This is a genomic window from Ruegeria sp. BHSC037 (assembly GCF_059613045.1).
Genome location: NZ_JBXWRT010000004.1, coordinates 92,818 through 117,900, shown reverse-complemented (window position 1 = coordinate 117,900; position 25,083 = coordinate 92,818). Strand labels below are relative to the sequence as shown.

The window sequence follows — 25,083 nt, the reverse complement described above, 5'->3', positions numbered from 1 at the left end:
CCACAACGCTGCTGTAGCTCAGAGGTAGAGCACTCCCTTGGTAAGGGAGAGGTCGAGAGTTCAATTCTCTCCAGCAGCACCATCTCTCTTGAAATTGTGGGATTTAGACGTGTTGCGGCGTAGCTTGCGCGGCACGGTGTAGTGCTGTACCCAACCCGCAGCAGAGGTATTTCCATGACTCCGAAACGTCTTGTTTTTCATGTAGGGCTGCCCAAAACGGGCACGACATCCATTCAAAGGTACCTTGTCAGACATGCTCCGCAGCTGCGGGAGGCAGGCATCGCCTTTCCGTTCGATCTGTCCAGGCGCCCGAAAGGTGCAAATGGAAACCCGATTGGCGTCCCCCAAATTGACGGGTCAGAGTATTTTTTCAAAACGCCTAGGCGGGACGTCCCGGCCACATCGATCGATTGGGCACAGGAACTTCGCGAGTTTGCCGAGTCCGAACACTTGCACTCTTTTCTGATCTCGGATGAGACCCTCTTCAATTCTGTGCAAGGCCTTCGTACCGAAGTATTTTCCGGCCTGCCCAAAAACATCGAAGTCATTTTTCTGGCCTACCTGCGCCACCCCGTTGACTTCATCAACTCCAGAGTATTGCAAAGCATCACCGGAAGCGATGACCCGTATTCCCGGTTTTTGAAGTCTCTGCCGGGATTTGCCAGACGATATGTTCAGTATGGATATATAGACTCGCTCACAGAATATGCTCGGCACGGAACGACGCTGGTTCGCTCCTACGAACATGCGGCCCGGACCGGAGTCGTGCGCGACTTCTGTCAGGCTCTGAACATCCCGCATCTGGAAGACGGGCCAGAACAATACGCCAACACCAAATCATTCGGCTACAAGACCGGACTTGTGCTGATGGGCTGCCGAAAAGAACTGGGCGTGTTCAACAAGAAGCGCAACGATGAAAGCCAGTCCCGGTTCTTCAGCGTCGGGGACGAAGTCGACGATTCGAAGAAGACCTTTCTTCCCGCCAAGGTCTTTGACGATGTGCTTGCAAAATGGGACGAAGAACGCCCCCTGATCGAGGCACGGTTCAACGTCTCGCTGCAGGCGACCACGAAACAGAAACCTGCACCTGACCATCTGAATATTGACCAGCCTTTTGCCCAAGCATTCCAGAATGCCGCCCGAGGTATTTTCGACCCCGAAGAAGAAAGGCTTCTGGAAAGCGCCTTGAACACTGCCCAGCAGGGTTTTGAAATCTTCAAGGACTACCAGCCGGCAACCAGCCCCGAACCGATTGCTGCACCTCCGCAGAAAAATAGAGGCTGGTTTACACGGATCTTTGGAAAACGGGCCGCAGACTGACCAATTTCCGCGCCAAAATCGCACGGTTTGCCTCTGCATCCTCCAGATTCAAGCAGCGCGCTGGCCATGACGAACCGAAGCGTCATGTTGACGCGACGTCAGGATGCAAACGGGCAAAATCACAAAATTATGACACCTTTCGGCACCACATATGCCCATATTCGGATACAGGTGGAACTCACCCCTGCTGATCTGTTTTATGGTGTTTTTTTAACGAGGGGGTACTTCGGCAGGGCCAGGGGAAGGACCGATCATCAGGCCCTGTCGCCGAAATGACCGTGTCTTTCCCCGCCTAGCCGCCCCGCAACCTCTGCATCAGATAGACCTCGGCCCCGTCGGGAATGGGTTCGGACAGACCCGCTGCAATGATCCTGCCATTGACGGCAATGGACACGCCCGCATCGATCGGCGCCTGCAATTGCGAATGGAGACGCACCAGTTCGCGCAGCAGCTCGCCGGTTGTCTCGGCCTCAACCTCGACCACCTCCTGACCCCCGGTCAGAGACCGGAGGCCGGACCAGAGATGGACCTCAACCATTGTCCTTGAGCGCGGCCAGAATGCGCGGCGGCGACATCGGCAGTTGCCGCATCCGCACGCCCGCCGCGTTCGAAACCGCATTCGCGATGGCCGCCAGCGGCGGCACGATGCCGGTTTCACCCACGCCGCGCACGCCGAACGGGTGGCCGGGGTTGGGCACTTCGACGATCACCGTGTCGATCATCGGCAGGTCGCTGGCCACCGGAATACGATAGTCGAGGAACACGGGGTTCTGCAGCCGACCATCCTCGCCATAGATGTATTCCTCGTTCAGCGCCCACCCGATGCCCTGCGCAGCGCCGCCCTGGTACTGGCCCTCGACATAAGCGGGGTGGATCGCCTTGCCTGCGTCCTGGATGACCGTGTAGCGGGTGATAGTGGTCTTGCCGGTTTCGGGATCGACCTCGGCATCGACGATATGGGTGCCAAAGGACACGCCTGCGCCTTCGGGGGTCGCCTCGAAATGCCCCGAGATCGGGCCGCCGGTGCGCCCCATGTCAGCGGTGATCTCGGCCAGCGGCAGCGGGTCGAAGTCGCCCGCGTTGGGGCCGGATGGCACCGCGCAGCCGTTTTCCCATTTCACCGCGTCCACGGGGATGCCCCATTTGGCCGCCGCGCGTTCGCACAGTTTCTCGACCGCGTGCTGCGCCGCCTTTATCGTGGCCAGACCGCTGGCATAGGTCACGCGCGAGCCGTGGCTGACGTCGTTGTAACCCAGCGTGGCGGTGTCGGCGATGGTCACGCGGATGTTCTCGTACGGGATGCCCAGCACTTCGGCCGCCATCAGCGCCATCGACGCGCGCGAGCCGCCGATATCGGGCGTACCGACCATCAGCTGCGCCGAGCCGTCTTCGGACAGGGCCAGCGACACCGACGTCTCGCCGCCGTGGTTGAACCAAAACCCGCAGGCGATGCCGCGCCCCTGACCCGGCTTCAGCGGCGCGGAATAATGCGGGTGGGCCTTGGCGGCCTCGAGCGTCTCGACCAGGCCGATCCGGTCATAGGTGGGGCCATAGCTGGCCTTGGTGCCCTCGCGCGCTGCGTTCTTGAGGCGCACCTCGATCGGATCGAGGCCCAATTTCTTGCACAGCTCGTCAATGACCGACTCTACCGCAAACGCCCCCATCGGCGCGCCGGGCGCGCGATAGGCGGCCTGTTTCGGGCGGTTGGACATCACGTCATACCCCACCTGGCGCACGTTGGTCAGGTTGTAGGGGGCAAAGGCGCACATCGCGGTCATGTCGCCTGGCGCGCCCGGAAAGGCACCGCCTTGCAGGCGGAACACGCCCTGCGCGGCAGTAATGGTGCCATCCTTTTTCATGCCGATCTTGACGTCCATCGAGGCCGAGGCAGTCGGCCCCGTGGCCCGCAGAACCTCTGACCGGGACATCACGATCTTGACCGGACGGTTGGCCTTGCGCGACAGCGCCAGCGCCACCGGTTCGATGAATACGGTGGTCTTGCCGCCGAACCCGCCGCCGATTTCCGATGCGGTCACGCGCAGCTGCGCGGTTTCGATCCCCAGCAGCGCGGCACAGGTCTTCTGCACGATCCAGTGGCCCTGCGTACAGCACCACAGCTCGCCCTTGCCGTCAGCGCCCAGCGAGGCAAGGCAGGCGTGCGGTTCGATATAGCCCTGGTGGGTGGCCTCGGTGACGAAGTGATCCTCGATCACCAGATCGGCCTCGGCAAAGCCCGCCTCGACATCGCCGTGACCGCTTTCGTGATAGCGCACGACGTTGGGATGCATGCCCTCGGGCACCGAATAATCGGCCGCGCCTTCGCGGATCACCGGTGCGTCGGGCGCCATAGCCTTGTCCACGTCAGTGACGTGAGGCAGCACCTCGTATTCGACCTCGATCAGCTTGAGCGCATCCCGCGCCGCCAGCGCCGAACTGGCCGCAACCGCCGCCACGGCATGCCCGTCATAGAGCGCCTTTTCCCCGGCCATGACGTTTTCCAGAACGTTCCAGAATTCGCCCTCAAGCCCCGGCTTGAACGGGACATCGGCGAAATCGGCGCGGGTGACCACGGCCTTCACGTCCCGATGCGCCTCGGCCTTCGAGGTGTCGATCCGGACGATCCGCGCATGGGCGTGGGGCGAGCGCAGGATGGCGCCGAACAGCATGCCCGGCGCGGTCACGTCGGCCCCGAACCGGGCGCGGCCCGTGACCTTGTCCAGCCCGTCGGGGCGGTTCGGGCGGGTGCCCACGAAGGTGAAGTGCGACTTGCGATCGTCGAGTGCCATTACGAAGCCTCCCGCAGCTCGGCGGCCGTGTCCAGAACGGCGCGGATGATCTTGTCATAACCCGTGCAGCGGCACAGGTTGCCGGCCAGCCAATAGCGGGCCTCTTCCTCGGTCGGGTCGGGGTTCTTTTCCAGCAGCGCCTTGGCGGCGACCAGAACGCCCGGCGTGCAGACCCCGCATTGCAGCGCGGCATGTTCGATGAACTTGCGCTGCAGCGGGTGCAGGGTTTCGCCCTCGGCCATGCCTTCGATGGTTTCGATTTGCTTGCCTTCGGCCTCGACCCCCAGCACGAGGCAGGAACAGACCAGCCGCCCGTCCAGCGTGACCGAGCAGGCCCCGCAATCGCCGGTGCCGCAGCCTTCCTTGGCGCCGGTCAGGTTCAACTTGTCGCGCAGACAGTCCAATAGGGTTTCGCGCGCGTCGCACAGGTATTCGACCGTGTCGCCATTGACGGTGGTGGTGACGTGATGCTTGGTCATGCGGTCTCTCCCTTGGCGCGGGCATAGGCGATTTTCGCGGCGCGTTTTGCCAGAACGCCGGCCACTTCGGTGCGGAATTCGATCGTGCCGCGTTTGTCGTCGATGGGTTTGCAGGCGGCCGAGGCGGCGGCGGCCAGCGCCGCCAACGCGGCATCATCCAGCGTGGTGCCGATCAGCGCCCGGGCGCAGTCTTCGACAAGCAGGACGGTAGGCGCCACGGCGCCCAGCGCAACACGGGCCTCGGTGATGGTGTCGCCATCGATGCGCAGGTTCACGCCCACTCCGACCACGGCGATGTCCATCTCGGTGCGCGGAATGAAGCGCAGATAGGCGTCACCGCCGTTCTCGCCCCGCGCCGGGATGTGCAGGGCCGAGATCAGTTCGCCCTGCGCCAGCGAGGTCTTGCCGGGGCCGGTCGGGATGTCCTCGACCGCCACGACCCGATCGCCCGCGGGGCCGGTCACCGTCACGCTCGCCCCCGCAGCAACCATGGCCGGAACGGAATCGGCGGCGGGCGAGCCATTGCACAGGTTGCCAACCGGCGTGGCACGGCCCTGAATCTGGGTCGAGCCGATCAGGTCCATCGCCTCGACCACACCAGGCCACTCTCGGCCCAGTTGGGGGTGTTCGTTCATCTCGGCACCGGTGACGGCCACGCCCAGCGTCCAACTTCCGTCGGCGTGGCGGGTGATGTCGCGCACCCCGTCGATGGTCTTGATGTCGATCAGGGTGTCGGGGGTCACGATCTCGGACCGCAGTTGCACCAAGACGTCGGTGCCGCCGGCCAGAAACCGCGTGATGCCCGTTGCATGGGCAGCCAGATCCGAAGCTTCGGCAAAGCTGGCGGGGCGGTGATATTGCATGATTGTACCTCGCGCCTGTTGGTCAGGGTTCACTGGGTTTGGGGCGACGTTAGAGCAGCCGCGCGGCGGCGTCCATGGCCCGCGCGACCTATTTTTTTGCCTGCAAATGTCGCTTTCCGACCGGGGTCAGAGGTCGATCTCGACCACCCCGCCCGGCTCGGCCGCGCGGCTCTGGCACAGAATCAGCGCCGATTCCCGCTGCTTGTTCGACAGGACGAAATCGCGATGCTCGACCTCGCCCCCGATCAGCCCGCATTTGCACACGCCGCAGATGCCGTCGGCGCATTTCACGTCGACATGGATGCCGGCCTCGTTCAGCACCTGCGCCGCGTCCTTGTCGGCGGGCACCTCAAGGTCACGCCCTGACCGTGCCAACCGCAGGGTGAACGGGTGGTTTTCATATTCGGGCTGCTCGGGCACCGAGAAATACTCCAGATGCCGGGCCACCTCGGGCCAGCCCTGACGTTCGGCAGCCTGCATCACCGCCTCCATGTACCGGTCGGGGCCGCAGGTATAGACATGCCAGCCGTCGCGATAGCCCGCCAGGATCGAGTCCAGATCGGCGCGGGTGCCTTCGTCCGAGACATGCAGATGCACGTGGTCCGCCCAGGGCGCGGCAGCCAGATCGGCCAGATACCCGGCCTTTTCCCGTGAGGGGACGGAATAGTGCAGATCGAAATCGCGCCCCAGCGCGTGCAGGCGATGGGCGAAGGCGATCATTGGGGTAATCCCGATGCCGCCGCCCATCAGCAGGGTGCGGGTGGCGGTTTCGTCCAGTTCGAAATGGTTGATCGGTTTTGACACGAACACCTTGCGGCCCGGCGTGAAGATCCGGTGCAGCAGGGCCGATCCGCCGCGGCCCTGATCCTCGCGCAGGACCCCGATCTGATAGGTCATGCGGTCGGCCGGGTCTCCGGACATCGAGTATTGCCGCAGGAATTCCGGCGCCACCAGCACATCCAGATGCGCGCCGGCCGTCCAATCCGGCAAGGGCGCACCATCTGGGGTGGAAAACTCGTATTTGGTGACATCTGCCGTCATCTTTTCGACCTTAGACAGCACCAACTGCATCACCGGCGCATCGCCCGAGATGGTGTAGCGGTGGATGACCGACACATCGCCCGCGGCCAGCTGGGCCTTGTATTCCTCGGCCGTGACCATGGCCTGATAGGCGGCGATCCCGGCCTCGCGATCCATCGCAAAGGGGTAGGGCCAGGGATGCGGCGCAAGCGGGGCGGGATAGACGGCCAGGGTCTGGTCCTCGTATTTCAGGTCCAGATCCTTTTGCAGGCCGCGCCGGTTCAACGGGTGTTTCGTGGGGCGATAAGCCCCGTCGGACTGAAGCTCCAGATCCCACCACCATTTCTTGGTGTCGTTCAGCCCGCCATTGCCCAGCGCATCGTCCAGTTTCGCCAGCGCGGGCGCGGCAGCGGGGATGTTCATCGCGGCCCAGCGGAAGGGGCGCTCGGCAAAGATGCCTTCGAGGTTCCACGGGCAGGTCTTCATGCAGCGCCCACACATCGCACCGCCGGGCGTGGTGATCCGGTAGGTGGCGCATTTCTGGCTGTCGGATTTCCAGATCTCGTAGCCGTTGAACATCAGCTTGGGCCCAGCGGTGATCGCCCCCGAGGGGCATTCGCGAGCGCATTTGTTGCAGCTCTCGCAGAATCGCTGCAGGCCGAAGTCGATGGGCTTGTCATGCGCCATCGGCATGTCGGTCGTCACGACGCCCGACTTGAGGCGCGGGCCGAGGTAGGGGTTCAGGATCACCTCGCCGATGCGGCTGACCTCGCCCAGCCCGGACAGCAGCAACAGCGGCGGCTGCAGCACCTCGCCATCCATCACCGTATGCGCCTTGGCCTTGTAGCCCAGGTTGCGGATCTGCTGGGCGATCACACCGCCCAGAAGCGAGAACCGCAGATAGGCGCGCATCGACTGGGCGACGCTGATCCAGTCATCGCCCGAGGCGCCCTCCATCGTCTCATAGCCCTGGTCGATAATCATGCTGACGGCCTGATCGTGGGGCGGCACGATTTCCTCGCCGGTGGCGTCGTGGGAATACCAAGCCCACTCGGGGCACCGGCTGAGGCCCACGGCATCGACGCCCAGGAAATAGCTGGCCGCCTTCAGGTTGGCGGCGTTGCGATCTGCGTCATTGGGTTTGGGGCCATCGGCGCTGTCGCCGTCCTGCAGCAGGACGAACGCCCCCAGTGCACGCCTTTGCGCGAAGCTGGGCGCGGATTTTCGGACGTAATGCCCGCCTTTGGCCGCATCCTGCAGCGGTTTGCCCATATCGCCGAACTGCGCCCGCGCGAACATATCGGCGCGTTTGGGCACGCGGGCCACGTTTGCCTCGTCGATATAGGTGGTCGGGCTGTCCACGCGTTTGAGCGTCTCGAACGGGTGCGCGCCATCGGCATAGCGGCGGTGGGCGAAAGGGTCGCGGTTCAGCGCGTTTTTGGCGAAGCCCGCGCCCAGCCACCACGCGGGGCCTTGGGTTCTGAACCACGGCTGCCGGTCGCGCGGGGCCAGCGGGCGATCATGGGCGATTTCCATCTCGGTGGTCACAGCGGCCAAGCCAAACCGATGCCCCAGCCAAGGGGCCACGGCGGTGCCATCCTCGGCCCAGACCAACCCGGCTGCGGCGGCAAGGCGCGGCAGGTCCACGTCCGAGGACATCACCGAATGCGCCCGCGCGTCATACCCCAACAGACGGATGTAATTGGCGATCACCACCGCGTTTTCGGTGGCCAGCAGGCAGGCGCGGTGGTCCTGCGCATCCAAAATCCATTCGGCACCGGGCTCGGCCGGGTCCGGGTCGCGGTGATGTTCGTACAGGAACACGATCGCATGGCGATGGGCGGTGATTGGCCCGGGCTGGGCTGCCACGCTGTCGCGCAGGTCGGCCATGATCACGTCGATCCCCGAGGCCAGGGTCTTCGTCTGCCGGGTCTGCAGCGCATGGGCCAGCCGGTCGATATCGGGATTGCGCCGGGGCCGATCCAGCAGCGCCTGCGGCGGCAGAGGCCCGCAGCCCATCATCGAGGCATCGTTGAAATAACCGAATGCCTTCAGGTGGTTGGCACGCTCGACCGGGTCATGGGGCATCTCGGCTCGGGCCGGATTGACGAAGCCATCTCGGATGGTGTCCAGCATCGCCTGAAACTCGCCCATCGCGTTGACGATGCTGTGGGGCTGCTCGGGGCGGTCAAAACTCAGCACCGACATCGGGGCCAGCGCCGACAGATCGGGCAGCGTATCCTGTCGCCGCAGCCGCTCGAGCGGATAAGGACCCATGTGAACGGGTCGGTTTTTGTCCGAGAAAAAGCGGATCCCCATCGCGTGCCTCCTGTTGCCAAGCTTCCCCTAGCGCGGCATGGACAGCAATACCACTCATGACAGATAATAAACGGTATGAAGAAAATCGATTTCATGGACCTAGACGGCAAGGTCCTGCGCACCTTCCTGACGATCCTCGAGGAAAACTCGGTCTCGAAGGCCGCTGACCGGCTGGGTGTCACGCAATCGGCCATCAGCCACACGTTGGCCAAGCTGCGGCAGGTGCTTGGCGATCCGCTGTTCGTGCGGTCCGGCCAAGGGCTGCGCGCAACCGAGCGGGCGCTGGCGCTGAAAGACCCGGTGCAGAGGGTGCTGGACGGGATGCGCGCCCTGACCGACGAGCGGCCCTTTGACCCGCTGTCCGAAGAGATCACCGTCCAGATCGCCACCAACGACATGCCGCGCGAGCTGATCTTTCCGCAGTTGCTGCGCGGGGCGCGGGTTGATGGGGTGCGGCTGCGGCTGGGGTTCATGCCCTCGGGTGTGCCTGACCCGGAACTGCTGCGCAGCGACCGGTGCCAGCTGATGCTGACCCCACTGCCGCCGGACGGTCCCGACATCTTTCAGAAACTGCTGGTGAGCAGCCGTTTGATGGTGTTCTACGACGCCGAACGGCGCGACCCGCCCGCCGACTGGGCCGATTATTGCGCCTCGGACCATGTCGAGGTGCGGTTTCCCGATGGGCGAAACGCGCGGGCTGTGATGCGCGGCGTGGACCAGAGCCAGATCCGCCCGCCCACCGTGACTCTACCGCATTTCAACGCGATCCCGGCCTTCGTGAAGGGCACCGATCTGATCTCGACCGACACAGCGCTGATGAAACAAGGGCCTTTGGCGGCACTGGACTGTGCGCCCCTGCCCTTCGATTGTCAGCCGGTGTCGATCTACATGGTCTGGCATCAGCGGTTCGCCAACGATCCCGCCCATCGCTGGCTGCGGGGGCGGATCGCGGCGATTGCCGCCACGCTTCAGGCCTGAGCCCGCAGCCAGTCGCGCATCAGCGCCACAAGATCCGGCTGCCGAGGCTTGCGCGGGGTGACGATATGGAACCCCAGACCGTCCAGCAACACCTGCGCCAGCGGTTGCACCAACCGCCCCGTCGTCAGCTCGGCGGCGACCAGTGGCGCATTGGCCAGCACAAAGCCCTGCCCGGCCACGGCGGCGTCAATGGCCAGACTGGTCTGACTGAAATTCATCATCCTCGGGCGCCCCTGCACACCGGCGCGATCCAGAAACAGCGGCCAAAGGCCATGAGAATCGCTCAGCAGTACATGCGCCAGCAGGTCTTGCGCCGATGTCACCTGCGCGGCCAGGTCGGGGCTGCCGACCACGACGAATTCGGTAGGGAACAGCGGCTCGGCCACCAGGCCATCGCCAAACGGTGCGCGGCCCTGCCGGACCGCGATATCCACCCCGTCCGTCTGAAAATCAGCCAGCCGCTCGCGCGCATCGACCTGCACTAAGACATCCGGATGCCGCGCGGTGAAATCACCCAGCCGCGGCACCAGCCATTTCGAGGCAAAGCTGGGCGTGACCGACAGGGTGATCTGGCGCTGGCCGGACAGATCATCGACCGCCTCTTCGATCAGACGGAAAGCGCGGCGCAGGGGCGCGTGGAACCGCCGTCCGGCCTCGGTCAGCCGCAGGCCGCGCGGCAGGCGGTCGAACAACGGAGTGCCCAGCCGCGCCTCGAGGCCCCGGACCTGCTGTGCCACTGCCCCTTGGGTGACACCCAGTTCCTGCGCCGCCAGCCTGAAGTTCAGGTGGCGGGCCGACGCCTCGAAGGCGCGCAGGGCGTTCAGCGGGGGAAGGGCAGCCATAGCGTCCACACAATAGATTTTCTACAGCCATAGGGCAGAAGAACTGATTGGTCAAACGGTCGGCCACGCTTCATCTTGGCGACAGATGGAAACGGAGTACGAAGATGACGGACAAAGTGGCTCTGATCACCGCCGGCGGCAGCGGAATGGGCGCGGATGCGGCGCGGCGGCTGGCGGCGGACGGGTTCAAGGTGGGCATCCTGTCCTCGTCCGGCAAGGGCGAGGCGCTGGCGGCTGAGCTGGGCGGCGTGGGCGTGACCGGCTCGAACCAGTCGAATGACGATCTGCAGCGGCTGGTGGATGCGGCGATGGCGCATTGGGGGCGGATCGACGTGCTGGTGAACTCGGCCGGGCACGGTCCCCGCGCGCCGGTGCTGGAGCTGACCGACGAGGACTGGCACCGCGGCATGGAGGTCTATTTCCTGAATGCCGTGCGCCCCACCCGGCTGGTGACCCCGATCATGCAGGCGCAGGGCGGTGGGTCGATCATCAACATCTCGACCTTCGCGGCCTTCGAGCCTGACCCGGTCTTTCCGACCTCGGGCGTGTTCCGGGCCGGGTTGGCGGCGTTCACCAAGCTTTTCGCCGACAGGTACGCCGCCGAGAACATCCGCATGAACAACGTCCTGCCCGGCTTCATCGACAGCCTGCCGGAAAAGGAGGAGTTCAAGGCCAAGATCCCCATGGGCCGCTATGGGCGCAGCTATGACGAGATCGCCTCGGTCATCGCGTTCCTGGCCTCCGAAGGCGGCGGCTATATCACCGGGCAGAACATCCGGGTGGATGGCGGGATCACCCGCTCGGTCTGATCGGTCAGAACCGCGCCTTAACCAGATGCGTCAGCGTCGCGCCGGTTTCAAAAAAGGCGCGTCGTAGGCCTGTCCAGCTTTCGCTGTGCGCAGGCACCGGCGGCAGCGGCAGGCGGGCGGGGTCGCCCGACAGCAGGCTGTCGGCCATCATGCGGCCGAACACCGTGCCCGGCCCGATGCCGCGCCCGGAATAGCCATGCGCCGACAGCGCGTTCGGCCCGATCTGCACCAGCTTCGGGATATGGTCCGAGGTCATGGCGATACGCCCGTGCCAGCCGTCTTTCAGCGGTTGGTCGGCCAGCGCGGGGTATATCTGCGCCATTTTCCGCGTGATCCAACCGCGATGAGCAAAGCTGCCCGCATGGCCCAGATCGCCCATCGCCCCGATCACCAGCCGCCCGGCCTGATCCATGCGGAACGAGGTCATGATTAGCCCGGTATCCCAACAGCCCTCGCCCCCCGGCAGCAGGGTGGCGCGGGTGTCCTCGGGCAGCGGGTCGGTGGCGTATTGGAAGTAGTAGACCGGCACATAGTCCTGCCGGGTGTGGGACAGCCCCGCGTGATAGGCGTTGGTGGCCTGGATCAGCGCCTTGGCCCGCACCGAACCCTGCGGGGTGTCCAGATGCCAAGTATCACCATCGTGGCGCAGGGCCTGCACCGGGCTGTTGGCGTGGATCGCCGCCCCGGCCTGCTGCGCTGCGCGGGCGAGGCCCTGCACATAGGCCAGAGGCTGGATCGTCCCGGCGCGCGGGTCGAAAATGGCGCCGTGAAACGCCTCGCTGCCAGTGCGGCGGGCGGTCTCCTGCGCGGACAGCAGCTCGACCGGCGCACCATCGGCCGACAGTTGTTGGTGGCGGGCCTGCAGGTCGCGCAGGCCTTTGGGCGAGTGGGCCAGGTGAAGGGTTCCGGCCTGCACCGGCTCGCAATCGATGGCGTGATCACGGATCAGGCGGAACACTTCGGCTGGGGCCTGCGCCAGCAGGGCGATCAGCCGGTCGCCCGCCGCGCGGCCCAGATGGCCCCGGATCTCGGCCGGGGGCAGCCACAGTCCGGCATTGGCAAGCCCGACATTGCGGCCCGACCCGCCATAGCCGATCCGGTGTGCCTCGAGCAGGCAGACCGACGCCCCCGCCTGCGCCGCGTGCAGCGCCGCCGAACAGCCCGCATAGCCGCCGCCGATCACGGCGAGGTCCACCGTGGCGGACCCGGTCAGGGGCGGGGCGTCCACCCGCTCGCGGCTGGTTTTGGTCCACAGGCTGATTTCCGGGTCGGTGGTCATGGGCGGGATGTCCTTGAATGCGCGCGCAGATTTCCCGAGGGCTCAGCCGATGGCAAGGGGTCTTTGATCCTCGCGCCCCAGCGCGATCAGGAACGGGTCCTGCGCCTGCAGGGCCTGGAAGCTCTCCTTGTCGGACATACCGCGCCAGTTGGCCAGCACCAGCGACTGCGCCACCGCGCCGCCCAGCGTGGCGCCGGGGCCGGTGACGATGAACAGGTCGGGCGCGAATTCGCGGGCGGCGGTCTGCACCGCGCGGGTGAAGTCGTAGGGCTCGGTCACCTGATGGCCCAGCGTGTAATCCCACAGTTCGCCCGTATCGGTGGCGCCGGGCCACCAGATCTTGCCGCGCCCGTCGATCATCGGCAGGTCCGGTTGAGTGAACAGCGTGGCGGGCAATTGGCGGCGACCCTCCTGCGCCACCGGGGCCTGCAGGCGCGTGTGAAAGGCCGCGTGATTGGCCAGCCGCATCGGGAACCGCTCCTGCACCACGGGCTGCGCGGCCTCGAAGGCTTTGAGGCCGGCCTCGTTGCCGGCCAGCACTAGCATCCCGCCCAAGTCGATCGACAGGGCAAGGTCATGCTCCGGCAAGGCATTGATGCGCGCCACCCCGGCGAAAAGCTCGGCCTTCCGGGCGGGGTCGTCACGCCAGTCGTCGCCGGTGAAGGGATAGACCAGCTGCCCGCCGATCAGGTGGGTCTGCATCAGCGTTCCCATGGTGTTGACCACCCGGAACCCGTTTTCGGGCGACAGCGCGCCAGCGGCGGCCAGCGCGATATACCAGCCCATCGAGTTGCCGGTGACGGCCACCACCTCGATATCCTCAGCCAGCGCCTGTGCATCGGCCAGCGATGCGGCGTAGATCAGGGGCGAGGCCACGTCGCCGCGCGAATATTTGCTGACCGAGAAGCGCGACGCGCCGTCCAGTGCGGTCACCGCCTCTTGTCCGGCCTCGGCGCGGATCGCGTCGAATTCGCGGAACAGCTCCATCCGGCGCGCGTGGTGGCGGTGCAGATAGCCCAGCTCGGGCTTGTTGTAGGTGCCCCGGCCGGGGCAGATCACGACGGCGGTACGGGTCATTTCTGGGCTCCGGTCAGGGTCAGGGCGGCGGCCACGATCCCCTCGCGCGAGGGCAGCGGCGCGGCATAGGCGGGGCCGGTGGCGATGAAGCAATCCTCGGCCGCCACGCGGGCGGTGGGCAGGTCGGTCTGTTCGACAAACAGCGCCATCAGCGCCTCGGACTGGCTGCCGGTGCGGCGGCATTCATCGACGATCAGGACGTGCCTGCAGCCCCTGGTGGCCTCCAGCAGCGCCTGTTCGGGCAGCGGCGCCAGCCAGCGCATGTCGATGATGCGGGTCTTGAGGCCCGCCGCTGCCAGCTCGGGCAGCGCTTGTTTCGACAGGTAATGGCCGTTGCCGTAGGTCACGATCGCCAGATCGGTGCCGTCGCCATGCACGCCGACCTCGCCCAGCGCGATCCGTTCGCCGGGCGCGGGATAGCGGGTCATCCACGCGCCGTCCTGCCCCTCGTGCAGGTCGCGCATCGGGTAGAGCGCGATGGGTTCCAGGAACACCACCACGCGCTGCTCCTCACGCGCAAGCCGCACGCATTCGCGCAGCATCCGCGCCGCATCGGCCCCGGTCGAGGGGCAGGCGATGATGACGCCCGGAATGTCGCGCAGCACCGCCAGCGAGTTGTCGTTGTGGAAATGCCCGCCAAAGCCCTTCTGGTATCCCAGCCCGGCGATCCGCACGACCATCGGGTTGGTGAACTGCCCCTTCGAGAAGAAGGGCAGCGTGGCGGCCTCGCCCCGGATCTGGTCCTCGGCATTGTGCAGATAGGCGAGGAACTGGATCTCGGGGATCGGGACAAAGCCGTTGTGGGCCATGCCGATGGCGAGGCCGAGGATGGACTGTTCATCCAGCAGCGTGTCGATCACCCGGTCGGGGCCAAAGCGCTGCTGCAGCTTCTGCGTCACGCCATAGACGCCGCCCTTGCGGCCCACGTCCTCGCCCATGCAGACGATCTCGCCATGTTCCAGCATCAGGTCGGTCAGCGCCCAGTTGATCAGGCGCGCCATCGGCTGCGGGTCGTCCATCGCGCGCAGGTCGCTGCCGAAGGCGGCGGCGCGGGCCTCGGCGCTGGGGCCGTTGGTGGGCTTGCAGAGGCGCTTGGGTGGGATCAGGCTGGCCGCGACCTCGGCGGCGGTAGCCAGATGCGGGCGGGTGGCGGCCTCGGCCGCGATGCGATCGGTGCGGGCGCAGGTCTGCTCATAGATCTTCAGCGCCTGTTCGGGCGACAGCGCCCCGGCCTGATCCAACAGGCGCACCGAATGCAGCAGCGGATCGTTGGCCTCGTCGGCCTCGACCTCGGCACGGCTGAGATAGGTGGTGGGCACATCCGCCCCCGCATGGCCGTAAAGCCGCACGGTTTTCAGGTGCAGGAAGGCCGGTTTGCGCCGGGTGCGGACATAGTCGGCCGCCTGCTGCGCCACCGCGAAGGTTTCATAGATGTCCAGCCCGTTGGCCTGAAAATACTTGATGCCCGGTCGATGCTCCATCGAGGCCTGAATCCAGCCCTTGGGCGTCTTGACCGAGATGCCGATGCCGTTGTCCTCGCAGACAAAGAGCAGCGGCAGCGGGATCGACTGGACACTGGTCCAACCGGCGGTGTTGATCGCCCCCTGTGCAGTGGAATGGTTCGAGGACGCATCCCCGAAGGAACACATGGCGATGCCGTCCTCGGGCAGTTGCCGGTGTTCGGGGTCGTGACGCCGCGCCGCGCCCAAGCTATAGGCCGCGCCCACCGCCTTGGGCAGGTGGCTGGCGATGGTCGAGGTCTGCGGCGGGATCATCAGCGCCTTGGAGCCCAGCACTTTGTGCCGCCCGCCCGAGGTCGGGTCCTCTCTGGAACACGCGAAACTCAACAGCATGTCCCAGGCGATCTGCTGGCCGGGCACCTGCTCGGCCCGGGCGATCTGAAAGGCGGCGTCGCGATAGTGCAGAAAGGCGATGTCGGTCGGGCGCAGGGCATGGGCCACGGCGGCCATGCCCTCGTGCCCGGAGGATCCGATGGTGTAGAACCCCTGCCCCGCCTTCTGCATCGCCCGGCTGGTGCGGTCCAGCGCGCGGCTGAGCACTTGCGCGCGGAACAGCGACACAGCCTCGGGCGCGCTGAGACCCGGGCGCGGCGGCGCACCCGCGGGCAGGTCGCGATTGGCAACGCGGGTCATGAAGTTTTCGTGAACGATCTGGGCGCGATCCATCTAATTTCCCCGGTCAGGTCAGAGTTTGGCCGTGGCGTCCGAGATCCGGCGCAGGCCTTGGGTCAGGCTATCGGTGTCATAGGCAAAGGAAAGCCGAAAATGCCCCGGCATGCCAAAGGCCCGCCCCGGCACCACCGCGACGCCCGCGTGATCCAGCAGGTGACGGCAGAACTCGGGGTCCGAGGGCATCGCAGCGGGCGTCTGCGGAAAGACGTAGAAGGCGCCGTCGGGCACCGGGCAGTCCAATCCGGCGGCGTTCAGGCCCGCCACGACCAGATCGCGGCGCGTGCGCATGGCCTCGCGGCGTTCGGCCAGCAGGTCCTGCGAGCCGGTCAGCGCGGCCAGCGCCGCCGCCTGCGCGATGGAACAGGCGCCTGAGGTGATCTGCCCCTGCACCGCCGCCATCGCCTTGATAAGCGGCGCGGGGCCGATGCCCCAACCGATGCGCCAGCCGGTCATCGAATAGGCCTTGGACACGCCGTTTACCGTCAGTGTGCGGTCTGCCAGCGCCGGAACCGCCTGAACGAAGGGCATGAAGGGAACGTAGGCAAGGTGCTGATAGATCTCGTCCGAGATCACCCAGACCTGCGGGTGCAGCTCCAACACTGCGCCCAGCGCCTGCAATTCGGCCTCGGTGTAAACCGCCCCGGTCGGGTTCGAGGGCGTGTTCAGCAGCAGCCAGCGGGTGCGCGGGCTGATCGCAGCCTCGAGCTGTTCGGGGGTCAGCTTGAAACCCTGTTCACGCGGGCAGTCCAGCACCACCGGAGTGCCGCCCGCCAGTTTCACCATGTCGGCATAGCTGGTCCAGAAAGGCGCGGTGGTGATGACCTCATCGCCCGGATCGAGCGTCGCGAGGAACGCGCCCGCAATCACCTGCTTGGCCCCGGTCGAGACGATGACCTGCGCCGGCTCGACCCCGGCCTGTTCCGCGACGGCGGTACGCAGGGCCGGGGTTCCGGCGGTGGCGGGATATCGAGTCTGACCGTCCAGCGCCGCCCTGTGCGCGGCCTCGACCACATGCGGGGGCGTGGGAAAGTCGGGCTCACCGGTGCTGAGCGCGATCACGTCCACGCCCTGCGCCCGCAACTGCGCGGCCCGTTCCGAGATCTGGACGATCTCGGACAATTCGATCCCGTCGAGCCGCCCTGCCCGGCGAAATCCGCTCAAACTGTTCTGAATAGTCATGGTGTTCCCGCCGCGTTCTGTCCGCTTTCTCGCCCTTTTCGCGCTGGAACAGGGAAAACACCAGTGATATTCCCTCCACATGGCATGAGGAAAAATCATATGATCGCACCCCGCCGCTTTCTGCCCTCGATCTCGTCTCTGCTGGCGCTCGAAGCCGTGGACCGGCTGGGCAGCGCATCAGCGGCGGCCGAGGAACTGTCGCTGACCCAAAGCGCCATCAGCCGCCAGCTGAAGGTGATGGAAGAGCAACTGGGCGTTTCGCTGATCCAGCGGACGCAGATGCGCCTGCAACTGACGCCGGCCGCCAAGGAATACGTGGAAACCGCCCGTGCAACGCTGCATCAGCTGGCGCAGGCCTCGCTGAAGCTCAAGGCGAACCCGACCGGTGGGTCGCTGAACCTGTCGATCCTGCCCGCTTTCGGGATGCACTGGCTGGCGCCGCGCCTGCAGGACTTTGCGCGCCGTCATCCGGAAGTGACGGTGAACCTGAGCACGCGGCTGGAGCCGTTCGACTTTGCGACCGAACCGTTCGATGCGGCCATCCATTTCGGTGAACGCAACTGGGCCGGGGTGAACTACCTGCCGATCATGCGCGAAGCGGTGCTGCCGGTCTGCGCGCCGGGGCTGGCACAAGAGGCGACGGACAGCCCCGACTGGCTGTTGAGCGCACCGCTTCTGCATCTCGACACCCGGCCCGACGCCTGGGAGCGGTGGTTCGCGGCGCAGGGTATCGCCGCTTCGGGCCTGCGCGGGATGCTGTTCGACCAGTTCTCGACCATGATCCAGGCCACCATTCATGGGCTGGGCGTCGCCTTGCTGCCCAGCTACCTGATCTCGACCGAACTGGAAGCCGGCCGGTTGGTTCCGGCCTGCCCCGCCCCGCCGGTCAGCCTGGGCGACTACTACCTTGTCTGGCCGCAGAACCGGGCGGACCCGGCCCCGCTTGTCTCGTTCCGCGCGTGGTTACAGGGGCAGTTTACGACGCAACCCGAATGAGCCCGTCAGGGCTCAGAATTTGCCATTGTCGTTCTTCCATTCACTCTTCGGCGCGATCTTTTCGGTCGTGTCCCAATGCTCGACGATCTTGCCGCCCGCGACGCGGAACAGATCGTAAAAGGCGCTGGGAACGCCGTCGAATTCGCCCTCGCACTGGGTCAGAACGAAATCCCCCTGCGCCAACACGCGATGCAGCTGGTGATAGTCGATCCGCCGCCGCCCCGCACGGCGTTCGGACAGCGCCGCATGCAACAGAGTGACGTCGTCGCTCAGTCGCGGATTGTGCTCGGTAAAGCTCTCGGTCTTCAGATACGCCTGCAATCCGCCAAGATCGCCGCCCACCAGAACGCATTCGACAAAGGCACGGACAAAAGCACGGTTGTCTTCGGTCCGATCAAGGTCACTCGCCTCGGTGGGCCCATCCACCATGGAATGGCCCGACAGGTTCGGACCTTGCCGCGGCTGGATGTTGTCCCAATGCTCGACCGCGCGACCATCTTCAAAGCGGAACAGCTCGAACCCGATATTGCGGCGCGAGAAATCGTATTCGGTATGGGCGAACACGAAGTCCCCGTCCTCGAAGGCCCGCACGACATTGACCCGCGGAAAGGTCCGGGACAGGCGCTGAAACAACACGGCCAGTCCCTCGCTGCCCTCGTGGGTCTGTGGGTTGTGCTGGATGTATTTGGCCTCGTTGACCACCGCGACTGGTTCCGGATCGCCGGTTTCTATGCTTTTCAGCAGCGCGCGGATCCGGTCCTTGTTCGATGCGGTCATGGGCCCTCCTGCCGGGTGGCGGTCATGCCACACCGATCAGTCTGGCAGACCACCGGACATCCGGCAATGGGGCGGACCGACAGTGCCTCAGCCGCGGCCGAGCATCGCTCGGGCGCGGCCGGGCCCAACCGGAGGAGGCGGCCCGCCAGGGCCGTAGACGACCGGCGGGGGCGCCCTATCAGACGTCGATCGAGCGGGCGATGAGTTCCTTCATCACCTCGTTGGTGCCACCATAGATCATCTGCACCCGCGCATCCGCATAAAGCCGCGCGATCGGGTATTCCATCATGAAGCCATAGCCGCCGAACAGCTGCAGGCATTCATGCATGATCTCGTTTTGCACCTCTGACCCCCAGTATTTCACCATCGAGGCGGTGGCCGCATCCAGTTGGCCGGCCTCCAGCTTGGCGATGCAGTCATTGACGAAGCTGCGCAGCACCTCGGCCTTGGTCTTGCATTCCGCCAGCTTGAAGCGGGTGTTCTGGAAGTCCATCACGCGCTGGCCGAACGCCTTGCGCTCCTGCACGTATTTCACCGTCTCGGCGATGGCAAAGTCGATCGCGCCCAGCGCCATGATGCCGATGGTCAAACGTTCCCACGGCAGTTGCTTCATCAGCTGATAGAAACCCTGCCCCTCCTCGGAGCCCAGAAGGTTGGTGATCGGCACCTTCACGTCCTCGAAGAACAGCTCGGCGGTGTCATTGGCCTTCATGCCCAGTTTCTTGAGGTTGCGCCCCCGGCGGAAGCCCTCGGCCCCCTCGGTCTCGACCGCGATCAGCGACACGCCCTTGGCGCCCAACGACTTGTCAGTCTTGGCAGCCACGATGATCAGGTCCGCGGTCTGGCCGTTGGTGATGAAGATCTTGGACCCGTTCATCCGGTAGGAATTGCCATCCTTCTCGGCTGTGGTGCGGATCGCCTGCACGTCCGAGCCGGTGCCCGGTTCGGTCATGGCCAGCGCACCGACCATCTCGCCCGAGGCCAGCTTGGGCAGCCATTTGCGCTTTTGATCCTCGCTGCCATAGGCGGTGATGTAATGGGTCACGATCGACTGGATGCCATAGCCCCAGCCCGCATCCCCCCGCGAGGTCTGTTCATAGATCGTGACCGCATCAAAACCCATACCGCCACCGACACCGCCGAATTCCTCGGGGATGGCCCCGGCCATCAGCCCAGTTTCCCCGGCCTTCCGCCAGAAGTCGCGATCGACGACGCCCTGCTCGGCCCAGGCCTCGATGTTGGGCACCAGTTCATCATCCATGAACCGCCCGGCCATTTCGGCAAACATGCGGTGTTCGTCAGTGACCCAGGAAGCGGTCGAGGTAAAAAGCGACATGATTGGTTCTCCGGAATTCTGTTGGCGAAAAGGGTAGCTTTCGCGGCCGATTCCGCCAATCCGGGTGACGCCGCGTCGGTTTGCGCTGCTACGCAACGTCCTTTGGCGTCAATGCCCTACGCGGTGCCGGGCGCCGGGCGGCGGCGGCGTTTCCGGGGCGCCGGCGAAACACTGGGCGATGTCCATCCACTCCCGCGCGACCGCCCCCCGCACCGACAGGCCGGTGTCCGCCACGTTTCGGGTCTGGGTCACCACGCGGGCGAAATCGACGGCCAGCCCTTCGATCAGGTCGGCACCGGGCGCGCCGAACTCCCACAGCTCCCCCGAGGGCGCGGTCAGGCGCAGATGGGGAGGCACCGGTGGCACCGGGCGGCCATGCACCGTGAAGGTCCAGCCAAAGGTGTTCACCCCCAGCACGACGATGTTGCGGATCCGGTCGGTCTCGGGTCGGGTCAGGCCAAGGATGTCGAACACCTCCTGCCCATGCGCCCAGGTCTCCATCTGACGCGCGGTCATCGAGGACCTCACCGACATGTCCGGCCCCACCCATTTGACCCGCGCCTTGGGGTCCAGAAGGGCCCAGTCATAGGCCATGCGGGTGTACAGATCGCGCCAGGCCAGCCGCAGTTCATGGCCCCGCTGGGAGATCGCGGCGTTTTCCGTGGCGCGAAAGCCCTCGGCCTGGATGCGCGGCATCACCTGCTGCACCCTTGCATCGAACGCATCCGCATCGCGCTGTGACAGGTCGGCCATCTGGTTCCAGAAATGCAGGTGCACCAACACATCGTCGATCGTCCAACCCTTGAATTGGGTCACGGTGCGCCAGGCGCTGGCACCAAGACGCTCAAGGGCATGGTCGAGAACCTGGCATTCCTCAAAGAAATCCGCAGCTTGATCCATGGCACTCCCGCTCTCTGCCCATTGGGCCACTAAAGCGGGTTTCGGCCGGTCAGGCCAGCGCGTTCTGCAAAAGGACCTTCGCGGCCGATTTCGCATCGCGCGCCGGATCGCAACTGTGCAGCAGAACGGCGGTGACGATCGCGCCCTCTTTCAGCAGCAGCAGCTGGCAGGCCAGCTTGTCTGGGTCCTGCGCGCCGGCCTTGCGACACAGGTCAGTGAAATATTCCAGCAGCAGGCGCTTGTGCTCGCCCGCCTGCACATGGATCGGGTGGTCGGGGGCCTGATATTCGGCCCCGGCCTTGATGAACATGCAGCCGCGGAAATTGTCTTCGCGGAACCATTCGCCCAGCGCATCGAACGCGGCCAGGAGTTGATCGGCGGGGGTGTCGGCCAGTTCCTCGATCCGGCGTACGAACCAGTTGCGGAAATTCTCGTCCCGTAGGCGCAGCACTGCCAGGATCAGCTCTTCCTTGGTGCGGAAGTGCTTGTACATTGAGGTCTTGGACACGCCGGTTTCGACCACCAGCCGGTCCATTCCGGTGGCGTGAAACCCGTCGCGATAAAACACCTGCAGTGCCTTGCGGACCAGCTCATCCCGTTTGTTCGGACGCATGATTCGGCTCCTTCGCGTACAGATCAGTACATAATCCTTCTGCCGAACGGCTGCAAATCACCAATCTGAATTCTCTGTTTTTAATCAATAAATTTTTCTTCCGGCCACCGCAGGAAAATAAATTCCGCAAAAATGGTTGAAAGAGTTAACCGAACTGTACACCTTATCAGCACAGTTTACTGATCTGTACACCCAAAGGATTTGACCGATGCGACGCCGCGCCAGCCTATTTCCCGCAAGCTATGTTCCCTTCCTTCTGACCGTAGCCCTTCTAGCCGCCACCCTCGCCTGAAAGCCCCCACCATGCCACGCCCTCCTCTGCCCCCGTTCACGACGCAGACCGCCATCGAAAAGGTCCGCAAGGCCGAAGACGCCTGGAACAGCCGCAACCCTGACATCGTGACTCCGGCCTATACCGAGGACAGCCAGTGGCGGAACCGGGCCGAGTTCCTGACCGGCCACGCCGAGATCCACGCCTTTCTTACCCGCAAATGGCGCACAGAGCTGGACTATCGCCTGATCAAAGAGCTGTGGGCCCGCGACGGCACCCGCATCGCGGTGCGCTATGCCTATGAATGGCACGACGACAGCGGCCAGTGGTTCCGGTCCTACGGCAACGAGAACTGGGAGTTCGCCGCCGATGGCCGGATGGCCCAGCGACATACATCGTTGAACGATCTGCCGATCACAGACGCCCAGCGCCTATTTCACTGGCCCTTGGGGCCGCGGCCCGCCGACCATCCCGGCCTGTCCGACCTGAACCTGTGAAAGGAGGCACCCCATGCCCCGCGCCTTTTCCGAACTGACCTTCACCCCCGCCGTCCGCGCGCACCAAGAGCGGATGGGGTCCGCCGCCTCATACGCCAGGTTCATCGACGGCGGCCCGCAGCAGGGCCACCTGATCGGCCCGGCCGAGCAGGCCTTCATCGAGGCGCGCGACGGGTTCTATCAATCCACCGTGTCCGAGACCGGATGGCCCTATGTGCAGTATCGCGGCGGCCCGGCGGGGTTTCTGAAGGTGCTGGACGATCGGACCATCGGCTATGCCGATTTCTCGGGCAACAAGCAGTATATCTCGCGCGGGAACCTGGACGGCAATGACCGGATCGCGCTGATCCTGATGGATTATGCCAACCAGCGCAGGCTCAAGATCCTGGGCCGTGTGGACTTCTGCGAAGGTGCCGAGGCCGCGCGCGATCTGTTTCCCGATGGGGCCGAGGCCGAACGCGCGGCGATCATCCATGTCGCGGCGCTGGACTGGAACTGCCCGCGCCACATCACTCCCCGCTTCACCGAGGCCGAGCTGCGCCCGCATCTGAACGAGCTTGGCCGCCAGATGGCCCAGCTGCAGGCCGAAAACGACCAACTGAAGCAGGCCCTGGCCCGAAAGGCCTGAGCCAAACCCCAAGACCCCGAATACGCCAGCAACAGGAGTATCAATGCCATGCTACGCGCGATTACTAACACACTTGCCACCCTGATCGCCGGATCAATCTTTGCCGTCTCGGTCGTGACCGTCGGGTTCTACCTCTCGCCCGAAGCCGTGCGTGCCGCCGAGCCCGACCCGCTCCAGACCCAGTTCCGCGCGCAGACCATCGACGGCATGAAGATCACCTATCGCAAGGCCGGCGACCCGGCCAACCCGACGGTTCTGCTGTTGCACGGCTTTCCGCCCTCGTCGCACATGTTCCGTTACCTGATCCCTGTGATCGCGCAGGATGACCATGTGATCGCGCCCGACTATCCCGGTTTTAGCGCGTCCGATATGCCCCCGGCGGATACATATGACTAAAGCTTTGCCGGAACCGCGCATATGATGGCCGAGCTGCTGGATGCGAAGGGCGTCGATCGCTGTGCCGTCTCCCTGATGGACTACGGCGCGCCGGTGGGATTCCGGATGTTCCCCGAGGCTCCCGACCGCGTGACCGGCTTCATCATCCAAAACGGCAATGCCTATGACGAGGGCCTGCGCGAGTTCTGGGACCCGATCAAGGCCTATTGGGCCGATCCGTCCAAGGAAAACGGCGATGCCCTGCGCGACTTCTTGACCATGGATGCCACCCAGTGGCAGTTCACCCACGGCACCCAGAACCCCGACGCGATCAGCCCGGACAATTTCTGGCACGTCCAGTACCTGCTGGACCGTCCCGGCAATCAGGAAGTGCAGTTGGAGATGTTTCTGGATTAGGGCACCAATGTGGGCGAATACCCCAAATGGCAGGCGCTGTTCCGCGAATACCAGCCACCCGCGCTGCTGATGCGGGGCAAGAATGACGTGATCTTCCCCGAAGCGGGCGCGCATCCCTACAAAAACGACCTGACCGATCTGGAGTTCCACATCCGCGACACCGGGCATTTCGCGCTCGAGGAATTCGGCCCCGAGATCGCCGCCGAGATGCAGGACTTCCTGGCCCGCATCAACTGACCCCCCTGCCCCCCGGGACTGTCCGGGGGCCCCCTATACCGGAGGACTGACCCATGACCTCGCATGTTGACCGTATCGCCGCGTTTTCCAATGGCCCCGCCGGGGGCAACCCGGCCGGGGTTCTGATCGCGGATACCCTGCCCTCGGATGCCGAAATGCAGAAGATCGCCGCCGTTGTCGGCTATTCCGAAACCGCCTTTGCCGCGCCGCAGGGCGCGGGCTGGCGGGTGCGCTATTTCGCACCGGTGGGCGAGGTCGCCTTTTGCGGCCATGCCACCATCGCGCTGGGGGCGCAGCTGGCGCAGCGGTTCGGCGATGGAGAATACGCGCTGCAGCTGAACGACGCGCAGATCACGGTCGAATGTCGGCGTGACGGCGACAGGGTCGCGGCCACGCTGGTGTCGCCGCCGACCCACAGCCGCGCGGTGACTGACGATGTTCTGGCGCAGGCACTGACCCTATTCGGGCTTGCGCCCAGTGACCTGAGCACCGATCTGGCGCCCGCCATCGCCAATGCAGGCAACGACCACCTTATCCTGGCGCTGACGTCCCGCGATCGTCTGGCTCAGATGACTTATGACCTGCAAACCGGGGCCGAGTTCATGCAGGCCCAAGGGTTCACCACGATCAACCTGATCTGGGCCGAAACGCCCCGGCTGTTTCACAGCCGCAACGCCTTTGCCAGTGGCGGGGTGCTGGAAGACCCCGCCACCGGCGCCGCAGCCGCCGCGCTTGCCGGGTATCTGCGCGACCTGGATTGGCCGCATGGCGGCGAAATCAACATCGTGCAAGGCGAGGATATGGGCGCGCGATCCCTTCTGCGCGTTCAGATCGGCGCCGCGAAGGGCGACGGCGTGCGCGTCTCGGGAACCACCCGCGCCATCGACTGAGCC

24 protein-coding genes and 1 tRNA gene are annotated in these 25,083 nt (G+C 65.1%); 11 read left to right on the top strand and 14 right to left on the bottom strand.

Features of this window, described 5'->3' with window-relative positions:
- The first annotated feature begins 7 nt into the window (after positions 1-7).
- Positions 8-82, top strand: a tRNA-Thr gene (locus AC2FMN_RS05305).
- A gap of 92 nt (positions 83-174) precedes the next feature.
- Positions 175-1,320, top strand: coding sequence for a hypothetical protein (locus tag AC2FMN_RS05300; RefSeq protein ID WP_496686777.1), 1,146 nt, complete (start codon positions 175-177; stop codon positions 1,318-1,320).
- A 292-nt stretch (positions 1,321-1,612) separates the two neighbouring features.
- Here the strand turns inward: AC2FMN_RS05300 and AC2FMN_RS05295 are convergent, their stop codons facing one another.
- From AC2FMN_RS05295 to AC2FMN_RS05275, 5 genes are all read right to left on the bottom strand, one after another.
- Entirely contained in the window at positions 1,613-1,858 is a 246-nt protein-coding gene (locus tag AC2FMN_RS05295; protein WP_496686775.1) for a MoaD/ThiS family protein, read from the bottom strand.
- Positions 1,851-4,106 carry a xanthine dehydrogenase family protein molybdopterin-binding subunit gene (locus tag AC2FMN_RS05290; RefSeq protein WP_496686774.1) on the bottom strand — a complete coding sequence of 752 codons (2,256 nt, stop codon included), beginning with the start codon at positions 4,104-4,106 and terminating at the stop codon, positions 1,851-1,853. The genes AC2FMN_RS05295 and AC2FMN_RS05290 overlap by 8 nt, the downstream gene beginning before the upstream one ends.
- Entirely contained in the window at positions 4,106-4,585 is a 480-nt protein-coding gene (locus AC2FMN_RS05285) for a (2Fe-2S)-binding protein (RefSeq protein WP_170435415.1), read from the bottom strand. Before AC2FMN_RS05285 ends, AC2FMN_RS05290 begins: the two co-directional genes overlap by 1 nt.
- On the bottom strand, positions 4,582-5,448 hold the full coding sequence (locus AC2FMN_RS05280) for an FAD binding domain-containing protein (protein WP_496686772.1): 867 nt from the start codon (positions 5,446-5,448) through the stop codon (positions 4,582-4,584). The genes AC2FMN_RS05285 and AC2FMN_RS05280 overlap by 4 nt, the downstream gene beginning before the upstream one ends.
- 126 nt (positions 5,449-5,574) lie before the next feature.
- Positions 5,575-8,787, bottom strand: coding sequence for a reductive dehalogenase (locus AC2FMN_RS05275; RefSeq protein WP_496686771.1), 3,213 nt, complete (start codon positions 8,785-8,787; stop codon positions 5,575-5,577).
- 75 nt (positions 8,788-8,862) lie between these two features.
- On the opposite strand from AC2FMN_RS05275, the gene AC2FMN_RS05270 reads away from it, so the two are divergent.
- Positions 8,863-9,765 carry a LysR family transcriptional regulator gene (locus AC2FMN_RS05270; protein WP_496686770.1) on the top strand — a complete coding sequence of 301 codons (903 nt, stop codon included), beginning with the start codon at positions 8,863-8,865 and terminating at the stop codon, positions 9,763-9,765.
- Here AC2FMN_RS05270 and AC2FMN_RS05265 read toward each other — a convergent pair.
- Positions 9,756-10,607, bottom strand: a complete 852-nt coding sequence (locus tag AC2FMN_RS05265) for a LysR substrate-binding domain-containing protein (RefSeq protein ID WP_496686769.1) — start codon at positions 10,605-10,607, stop codon at positions 9,756-9,758. The genes AC2FMN_RS05270 and AC2FMN_RS05265 overlap by 10 nt on opposite strands.
- A gap of 104 nt (positions 10,608-10,711) precedes the next feature.
- Between AC2FMN_RS05265 and AC2FMN_RS05260 the strand changes: the two genes are divergently transcribed.
- The gene (locus tag AC2FMN_RS05260; protein WP_496686768.1) at positions 10,712-11,416 is read left to right on the top strand and encodes an SDR family oxidoreductase; all 705 of its coding nucleotides are present in this window, start codon (positions 10,712-10,714) and stop codon (positions 11,414-11,416) included.
- A 4-nt stretch (positions 11,417-11,420) separates the two neighbouring features.
- Here the strand turns inward: AC2FMN_RS05260 and AC2FMN_RS05255 are convergent, their stop codons facing one another.
- Genes AC2FMN_RS05255 through AC2FMN_RS05240 form a run of 4 tightly spaced genes read right to left on the bottom strand, consistent with a single transcriptional unit; the run spans position 11,421 to position 17,143 of the window.
- The gene (locus AC2FMN_RS05255) at positions 11,421-12,695 is read right to left on the bottom strand and encodes an NAD(P)/FAD-dependent oxidoreductase (RefSeq protein WP_496686766.1); all 1,275 of its coding nucleotides are present in this window, start codon (positions 12,693-12,695) and stop codon (positions 11,421-11,423) included.
- A gap of 42 nt (positions 12,696-12,737) precedes the next feature.
- On the bottom strand, positions 12,738-13,772 hold the full coding sequence (locus AC2FMN_RS05250; RefSeq protein ID WP_496686765.1) for an ACP S-malonyltransferase: 1,035 nt from the start codon (positions 13,770-13,772) through the stop codon (positions 12,738-12,740).
- Positions 13,769-15,958, bottom strand: coding sequence for a dehydrogenase E1 component subunit alpha/beta (locus tag AC2FMN_RS05245; protein WP_496686764.1), 2,190 nt, complete (start codon positions 15,956-15,958; stop codon positions 13,769-13,771). The genes AC2FMN_RS05250 and AC2FMN_RS05245 overlap by 4 nt, the downstream gene beginning before the upstream one ends.
- Positions 15,959-15,976: 18 nt before the next feature.
- A complete protein-coding gene (locus AC2FMN_RS05240; RefSeq protein ID WP_496686763.1) occupies positions 15,977-17,143 on the bottom strand; it encodes a pyridoxal phosphate-dependent aminotransferase in 1,167 nt (388 codons plus the stop codon).
- Positions 17,144-17,242: 99 nt separating this feature from the next.
- Between AC2FMN_RS05240 and AC2FMN_RS05235 the strand changes: the two genes are divergently transcribed.
- Positions 17,243-18,139: a LysR substrate-binding domain-containing protein gene (locus AC2FMN_RS05235; protein ID WP_496686762.1), complete on the top strand. Its 897-nt coding sequence runs from the start codon at positions 17,243-17,245 to the stop codon at positions 18,137-18,139.
- A gap of 12 nt (positions 18,140-18,151) precedes the next feature.
- Here AC2FMN_RS05235 and AC2FMN_RS05230 read toward each other — a convergent pair whose 3' ends face one another.
- The 4 genes from AC2FMN_RS05230 to AC2FMN_RS05215 form a co-directional block, all read right to left on the bottom strand.
- Complete coding sequence (locus AC2FMN_RS05230; protein ID WP_496686761.1) at positions 18,152-18,916, bottom strand: nuclear transport factor 2 family protein; 765 nt, start codon at positions 18,914-18,916, stop codon at positions 18,152-18,154.
- A gap of 178 nt (positions 18,917-19,094) precedes the next feature.
- On the bottom strand, positions 19,095-20,252 hold the full coding sequence (locus AC2FMN_RS05225) for an acyl-CoA dehydrogenase family protein (RefSeq protein ID WP_496686759.1): 1,158 nt from the start codon (positions 20,250-20,252) through the stop codon (positions 19,095-19,097).
- A gap of 108 nt (positions 20,253-20,360) precedes the next feature.
- Positions 20,361-21,152: a TIGR03084 family metal-binding protein gene (locus tag AC2FMN_RS05220; protein ID WP_496686757.1), complete on the bottom strand. Its 792-nt coding sequence runs from the start codon at positions 21,150-21,152 to the stop codon at positions 20,361-20,363.
- Between the two features lie 49 nt (positions 21,153-21,201).
- Positions 21,202-21,765 (bottom strand): TetR/AcrR family transcriptional regulator, encoded by a 564-nt coding sequence (locus AC2FMN_RS05215; RefSeq protein WP_496686755.1) that lies wholly within the window; start codon positions 21,763-21,765, stop codon positions 21,202-21,204.
- Between the two features lie 303 nt (positions 21,766-22,068).
- Between AC2FMN_RS05215 and AC2FMN_RS05210 the strand changes: the two genes are divergently transcribed.
- The 6 genes from AC2FMN_RS05210 to AC2FMN_RS05185 are packed head-to-tail and all read left to right on the top strand — an operon-like array spanning position 22,069 to position 25,080.
- Positions 22,069-22,533 carry a nuclear transport factor 2 family protein gene (locus tag AC2FMN_RS05210; protein WP_496686754.1) on the top strand — a complete coding sequence of 155 codons (465 nt, stop codon included), beginning with the start codon at positions 22,069-22,071 and terminating at the stop codon, positions 22,531-22,533.
- Positions 22,534-22,546: 13 nt separating this feature from the next.
- Positions 22,547-23,161, top strand: a complete 615-nt coding sequence (locus AC2FMN_RS05205; RefSeq protein ID WP_496686753.1) for a pyridoxamine 5'-phosphate oxidase family protein — start codon at positions 22,547-22,549, stop codon at positions 23,159-23,161.
- A 48-nt stretch (positions 23,162-23,209) separates the two neighbouring features.
- A complete protein-coding gene (locus tag AC2FMN_RS05200) occupies positions 23,210-23,557 on the top strand; it encodes an alpha/beta fold hydrolase (RefSeq protein ID WP_496686752.1) in 348 nt (115 codons plus the stop codon).
- Between the two features lie 24 nt (positions 23,558-23,581).
- Entirely contained in the window at positions 23,582-23,953 is a 372-nt protein-coding gene (locus tag AC2FMN_RS05195) for an alpha/beta hydrolase family protein (RefSeq protein WP_496686751.1), read from the top strand.
- A gap of 9 nt (positions 23,954-23,962) precedes the next feature.
- Positions 23,963-24,190 (top strand): alpha/beta fold hydrolase, encoded by a 228-nt coding sequence (locus tag AC2FMN_RS05190; protein WP_496686749.1) that lies wholly within the window; start codon positions 23,963-23,965, stop codon positions 24,188-24,190.
- 53 nt (positions 24,191-24,243) lie between these two features.
- A complete protein-coding gene (locus AC2FMN_RS05185; protein ID WP_496686747.1) occupies positions 24,244-25,080 on the top strand; it encodes a PhzF family phenazine biosynthesis protein in 837 nt (278 codons plus the stop codon).
- Positions 25,081-25,083: the final 3 nt, after the last annotated feature.